Source organism: Persicitalea sp., assembly GCF_041751555.1.
GTDB lineage: Bacteria > Bacteroidota > Bacteroidia > Cytophagales > Spirosomataceae > Persicitalea.
This window is the reverse complement of sequence record NZ_JBGSXF010000392.1, coordinates 1-6,459: the sequence shown is the minus strand read 5'-3', so window position 1 is coordinate 6,459 and position 6,459 is coordinate 1. Positions and strand designations below refer to the sequence as shown.

7 protein-coding genes are annotated in these 6,459 nt (G+C 51.3%); 1 reads left to right on the top strand and 6 read right to left on the bottom strand.

Features of this window, described 5'->3' with window-relative positions:
• The 3 genes from ACEW8P_RS13865 to ACEW8P_RS13855 all read right to left on the bottom strand — a co-directional run.
• Nucleotides 1-188, bottom strand: a 188-nt coding sequence (locus ACEW8P_RS13865; protein ID WP_373513672.1) for an SAM-dependent methyltransferase, incomplete at its 3' end; no start/stop codon positions are given.
• A 76-nt stretch (nt 189-264) separates the two neighbouring features.
• Nucleotides 265-2,460: a nitrite reductase gene (locus ACEW8P_RS13860; protein ID WP_373513671.1), complete on the bottom strand. Its 2,196-nt coding sequence runs from the start codon at nt 2,458-2,460 to the stop codon at nt 265-267.
• A gap of 76 nt (nt 2,461-2,536) precedes the next feature.
• Nucleotides 2,537-3,784, bottom strand: coding sequence for a sulfate adenylyltransferase subunit 1 (locus ACEW8P_RS13855; RefSeq protein ID WP_373513670.1), 1,248 nt, complete (start codon nt 3,782-3,784; stop codon nt 2,537-2,539).
• 106 nt (nt 3,785-3,890) lie between these two features.
• Here ACEW8P_RS13855 and ACEW8P_RS13850 point away from each other — a divergent pair, with 106 nt between their 5' ends.
• On the top strand, nt 3,891-4,103 hold the full coding sequence (locus ACEW8P_RS13850; protein WP_373513669.1) for a hypothetical protein: 213 nt from the start codon (nt 3,891-3,893) through the stop codon (nt 4,101-4,103).
• Nucleotides 4,104-4,138: 35 nt separating this feature from the next.
• Here ACEW8P_RS13850 and cysD read toward each other — a convergent pair whose 3' ends face one another.
• From cysD to ACEW8P_RS13835, 3 genes are all read right to left on the bottom strand, one after another.
• The gene (gene cysD / locus ACEW8P_RS13845; protein ID WP_373513668.1) at nt 4,139-5,047 is read right to left on the bottom strand and encodes a sulfate adenylyltransferase subunit CysD; all 909 of its coding nucleotides are present in this window, start codon (nt 5,045-5,047) and stop codon (nt 4,139-4,141) included.
• A 33-nt stretch (nt 5,048-5,080) separates the two neighbouring features.
• Nucleotides 5,081-5,794, bottom strand: coding sequence for a phosphoadenylyl-sulfate reductase (locus tag ACEW8P_RS13840; RefSeq protein WP_373513667.1), 714 nt, complete (start codon nt 5,792-5,794; stop codon nt 5,081-5,083).
• Between the two features lie 10 nt (nt 5,795-5,804).
• A partial coding sequence (locus ACEW8P_RS13835; RefSeq protein ID WP_373513666.1) for a PLP-dependent aspartate aminotransferase family protein occupies nt 5,805-6,459 on the bottom strand: 655 nt, incomplete at its 5' end.

Here is a 6,459-nt window from a genome sequence, read left to right as displayed (position 1 = left end):
CTGCAACTATGCTTGCCGAACCGCTTGCCGACGTGCACTTTCACGCAGCTTTCGGGACAATGATCCAGCAGATCGGGATGCGTGAGGGCGTCGTACAGGACGACTTTCGCCTTTTGCAGGGCCTTGACAGCCTTCAAAGTTATCAGATCTGGGTCGCCGGGCCCGGCTCCTATTAAAGTGAGTTTCATTCTTCTGTAATTTTGTGGACACAGAGTTTCTCAGAGTGTGTTTTCTGGATAAAAGTACTGTCAACTGTCAACTAAACTAACTATCCTGGCCATACACTAATTCTTGCAGGGCGGGTTCGGCGCTATCTACGAGTTGTCCGGTGCGGTATGCTTTTACTTTTTTCAAAAACTCTTCTGCCTCACCTATAAACTCCCGCGCAAAAGCCTCCGTCGGTTCGTTTTTGTTGATGCTGAAAACGAGCTGTGAGAACGGCTTACTGTCTTCGGCGGCTTCGGGAAAGAAATTCTTGCCAAAGTTCTCTTCAAATTCTTTCACCATACTATGTTGGCTACTGGTAGAAATGCCTTCGCCAATTAGCAGCGCCTTGGCTCCGGTGATGAAAGTGTTATAGGCGTGGTAGATACCATCGGCCCACACGCCTTCGCCCAGCATTTCGTGAGCCAACGAAAGCTTTTCATCGGCTTCGATGAGGGTAGTTCCCACGAGGTCGATCATCACGCCCGCGCATTCTCCCACGCCAACTTCGGTTTTGAAAAGTTCATCGTGATCCCAGTCGCGGTATTCGTCGTCTTTGGCGTCGGACACGTCGGCGATAGGTTTGAGAAGGGTGTAGAAGTACTTTTTACCCTGTCGGCCGTAGTACTGGTTGAAGTACTCGTCCTCAAAAGCGTTGCTTTGGTAGTCGTTCAGCAACGTCCGCATAGCCTCAGGACCTCGCTTGGAAGGTAGTTTGATGACCTTATCACCCATCTGTCCTTCGCTGTTGGCTCCGGTGAAGCCACCGCCCAAAATCACCTGCAGGGCAGGAAGTACCAGCTTACCGTTTCGAATCGAGCTTCCGTGGAAGCCGATGTTAGCCGCACTGTGCTGGCCGCAGCCATTCATGCAGCCGCTGATTTTTATCTTGATGTCATTGTTGTAAATCAGGTCAGGGTACTCTTCCTTCATCATCGCTTCCAGCACCCGCGTGATGCCGTAACTACTCGAAATCGCCAGATTACAAGTGTCCGTGCCGGGGCAAGTCGTAATGTCGGCGGTACTATCGAAACCGGGATCGGCTAGGCCTAATTGGCTGAGTGCCTGGAAAAGGGCGGGCAAGTCTTCGGCTTTCACAAATTTCAGGAGATAGCCCTGGTTGATCGTCACGCGCAGGTCGTCGGCGGCGTACTGCCGCATGACCTCAGCCAATTGGCGGGCGGTGTTCGAGTGCATATCGCCCAGCAACACGCGCAGGTACACACCGAACCATCCTTTTTGTTTCTGTTCAAAGACGTTGGTTATAAGCCATTTCTTGAATTTTTCTTGGTCTGAGCTTTCCAACTGAGTTTCAGCCAATGCCAAAATTTCCTCTTGAGTGAGCGATTCTCTTGCTTCCAGATTTTTCCAGGGATAAGCGATATCCCCCACGGCAAACGTCTTGTTCTTCAAAGCCGTCTGTTCTTCCTGCACCAACTCCATCATCTTTTCCAGACCGATGTCATTGAGCAAGAACTTCATTCGGGCCTTATGCCGCCGCGTCCGCTCACCATAGCGGTCAAATACGCGGATGATGGCCTCTATAAACGGAATCGCCTGATCATCGGGCAAAAATTCGTAAGCTGTTTCGGCCGGAAAGGGCTGCGCTCCGAGTCCGCCGCCGATGAGTACTTTGAAGCCTTTGACAGTTTCACCATTCTCATTTTGGCCCATCTTGGCGATCAAACCCACATCGTGCATGAAGCCGAGTGCCGAGTCTTTTTCCGAAGCGGAAAGGGAAATCTTGAATTTGCGACCCATTTCTTGTGAAATCGGGTTGCGCAAAAAGTACTCAAAAATCGCCTGGGCGTAAGGTGAAACATCGAACGGTTCGTCGGGATCGATACCCGCCGTGGCGGAGGCCGTCACGTTGCGGACGGTATTGCCGCAAGCCTCACGTAGCGTGATGTCGGCGTCTTCCAGGTCGGCCCATAACTGCGGCGAATCGGCTAGCTTGACAAAGTGCAGCTGAATGTCCTGCCGCGTGGTGGCGTGCAGGTTGCCCGTGGCAAACTTGTCGGAAGAATCGGCGATGCGCACCAACTGGTCGGCGGTCACGTAGCCGTAGGGTAGTTTGATGCGGATCATCTGCACGCCGGGCTGCCGCTGCCCGTACACGCCACGCGTGAGACGGTACTTGCGGAAGGCTTCCTCGGCGCCTTCGTCGTTGGTGACCGCGCCAATTTTATTCTGTAATTCAAAGATATCGCGCTTGGCGGCGGCGGATACGTTATCGGTAAGTGTTAGGTTATTCATAAAATCTATGAGTCTATGGGAATAGTATAGTAAATATCAAAAATGAGTTTTAGATTCTTGGTTCGGTTGGATTGTTTTACTCCACCATACACGCTCCCACCGTGACGTTGGAGGTTTCATCAGTCAGGATGGCAGCCCCATTTGCGCGATTTTTAAGGTAGGGGTCATAGGCAATAGGATTGGCAGTACGCAGTACCACGCGGGCCACATCGTTGAGTTTCAGACTCTCCACGTCCTCGATTTGCTCGTAGGTATTGATGTCCACGCGGTAATCTATGCTCCGAACGGAACAACGGGTGCGGCTGGTTCCGTGCTGGAGGTTAAATTTGCCGCCTACCCTCAACTCCTTGCGGTCGTCCATCCAGCAAATTAGCGTTTCCAAATCTTGGCTCAGAATGGGTTGTCCGTCATCGGAAGTGACCAGCAGATCGCCCCGACTGATATCTATATCGTTGCTCAGCAGCAGAGTCACCGATTGCGAAGCGAAGGCTTCTTCCACTTCATTACCTCCCATCTCGATTTTCTCGATCGTTGAAGTCAGTTCCGACGGATAAACCGTGATGCGGTCACCCTTGCGGAAAGTACCGCTCTGAATACGCCCGGCGTAGCCGCGATAGTCGTGATACTCCTCAGTCTGGGGCCGCACTACGTACTGCACCGAAAACCGTCCATCGGTCAGGTTTTGGTCACTAAGCACGTTTACATTTTCCAAAACTGACAGCATCGTATCACCCGCGTACCAAGGCATATTCGGAGAAGCTTCAGCGACGTTATCGCCATTCAAAGCACTTACCGGAACGATCGTCAAATCTTTGATCTTCAATTTTTTGGCCAACTCCTCGTACGTTTTGGCAATTTCCAGAAAGCGATCTTCCGAGTAATCTACCAGATCCATTTTGTTGACCGCCACTACTACGTGCGGAATACCCAGCATCGAGGCAATCAGCGAATGCCGGCGCGTCTGCTCGGCCACGCCCTGTCGCGCGTCCACCAAAATAATGGCCAAATCAGCATTGGACGCCCCCGTGACCATATTACGCGTGTACTGAATATGCCCCGGCGCATCGATACTGATAAATTTGCGCTTCGGCGTCTGGAAGTACTTGTAGGCCACGTCGATCGTGATGCCTTGCTCCCGCTCGGAACGCAGTCCGTCGGTGAGCAATGCCAAATCTATCTCGCCGTCGTTGCGGCTTTTGCTGGCCTTTTCGATGGCTTCCATCTGGTCGGCCAGGATGTTTTTGGTATCGAACAGCAAGCGGCCGATGAGGGTACTTTTACCGTCGTCAACGGAACCAGCGGTAATAAATCGGAGAAGGTCCAAAGCTTAATTTTGAATGAGTGAATGATAGAATGAGTGAATGTTTATTATTGCTCATTCTTCTGCTATGTGTTAATTTTGTGTTATTCAGAATCTGAATAGTCTAATTATGAAATCGAAACTTATCAAAAAACAGAGGTTAGAAAATCAAGTGAAAATTCAAATGTCAGGTAATGATTTCCTAGTTAGACCTGTTCAAAATAAACCTCGGCATGATTGGGAAAGAAAGTTCAAGGTGGCTATTTCTAACGGTGATTTGCCGGATAATGAACTGCAGGAAGGTTTCTCTAACGATTTTGAAAAAGATGAGTGGACTTGGTAAATTCAACTCGGTCAGTCAGCCCCTTCTCAATTAATTTAAAAATACCCTCCCTTCTTCCGATCCTCCATCGCCGCCTCCGTTTGCTGGTCGTCGATGCGGGTTTCGCCGCGTTCGCTGATGCGGGAAATGGTGATTTCAGCCACGACCTCATCCAGCGTAGCAGCGTCGGATTCTACCGCGGCGGTGCAGGTCATGTCGCCCACGGTGCGGAAGCGGACGCGGCGGGTGACGATTTGGTCGTTTTCGTCGGGCTGAATGACGGGTGTATTGTTGAGTAGTCGTCCGTCGCGCAGGATACACTCGCGGTCGTGGGCAAAGTAAATGCTCGGCAGCGTGATGTTCTCGCGCCGAATATACGACCAGACGTCCAGTTCCGTCCAGTTAGAAATAGGAAACACGCGAACGTTCTCGCCTTTGTGGATGCGACCGTTGAACAAATTCCAAAGTTCGGGCCGTTGCCGCTTGGGATCCCATTGACCAAACTCGTCGCGGAACGAAAAAATACGCTCCTTGGCGCGGGCCTTTTCCTCATCGCGCCGCGCCCCGCCGATGCAGGCGTCGAACTCGAACTCTTCGATGGTGTCCAGCAGCGTAAAAGTCTGCAGCCAGTTGCGGCTGGCGTTCTTACCCGTCGGCTCCTGCAAGCCTTTGGCCTTGATAGTGTCTTCCACGTAACGCACTACCAGCTTTGCGCCGATTTTCTCTACCAGTTCGTCGCGGTACCTGATCGCTTCCTCGAAGTTGTGGCCTGTATCGACGTGTACCAGCGTAAAGGGAATCTTGGCCGGAGCGAAAGCTTTTTGGGCTAACCGCACCAAGGTGATTGAATCTTTCCCTCCTGAAAAAAGCAAAGCGGGCCGCTCAAATTGCCCGGCAACTTCCCGCATAATATAGATTGCTTCCGCCTCTAACTGTTCGAGATAGTCGAGTTGAATTTTTGACATAATTTTAGTTGACTTTTATTCTAAGCCGTAAAGTTACTTGGCATGAAGGCCACATTCTTTCTTACTTTCATCCTCCCACCACCAGCGGCCCGCGCGGAAATCCTCACCGGGTTGAATGGCACGGGTACAGGGCGCGCAGCCGATGCTGACGAAACCTTTGTCGTGCAGTAAATTGTATGGGACATCGTTTACTTTCACGTACTCCTGTACTTTCCCGAAACTCCACGACAATAGCGGGTGAAATTTGAATAAATCGTGGGCGTCGTCTCGTTCGATTTGGTGCATTTCCTGCCGATTGCCCGACTGCTCGGCGCGGATACCCGTCACCCAAATCTTGACACCTTCCAACGCCCGATTCAGCGGCTCAACTTTACGAATAAAGCAGCACTCCTTGCGGTTTTCTACCGAATCGTAAAAGCTGTACGGGCCTTTTTCGTTTAATAAATTTTCTACCGCTTCGTGCCGCGGGAAAACTACCTCTAATTTAGTTTCGTAGCGGCGGTTGGTGCGCTGTAAGGTCTTGTAGGTTTCCTCAAACAACCGTCCCGTGTCCAGCGTAAAAATCCTGATGGGTAGGTCGTTTTTCAAAATTAAGTCCGTAATCACCTGATCCTCGTAACCCAAACTGCTGGAAAATGCCACTTGGCCGGGGAATAGCTCGGTGAGGAGTCGTAAGGACTCTACCTCTGATTTGGCAGTGACGAGTTCGAGGAGGGAGTCGGTTGTATGCGTTTCTAATACTGTCATGTCATCTCGTTTATTGGCTTACCAAAATTTCAGCACTCACCCGAGCCGCCTGCGTAAAGTCCTCGATCAAATCCTCCACGGCTTCCAGTCCCACCGAAATGCGAATCAATCCTTCTGTGATTCCGAGGTTCGCCTTCTCCTCCGGTTTCAATTTAGAGTGCGTCGTCGTATAAGGATTCGTCACGATAGTCCGTGTATCACCTAGGTTAGCCGAGAGCGACGGAATCTGCAACGCGTTCACGAAGGCACTCACCCGCTCGAAGCCGCCTTCCAAATCTATAGTTATAATGGCTCCGCCTGCGCTCATTTGCTGTTTCGCCAGTTCGTGCTGCGGATGCGACGACAGAAACGGGTAGTTCACTTGCTTAATTTCGGGTAGTCGATTCAGCGCTTCAGCTAATTGCAGGGCGTTGGCACAGTGCTTCTCCATGCGCAAGTCGAGCGTTTCCAGGCTTTTAGAAAGTACCCAAGCGTTAAAGGGCGACATTGACGGTCCCGTCTGTCGGCAGAAAAACTTTAATGGCTTGATGTGCTCTTTGGTGCCAACAACTATGCCTCCCAGCACCCGGCCTTGCCCGTCCATGAACTTCGTGGCTGAATGCACTACCAAATGCGCTCCGAACTCGGCGGGATTTTGCAACGCGGACGTGGCAAAACAATTGTCC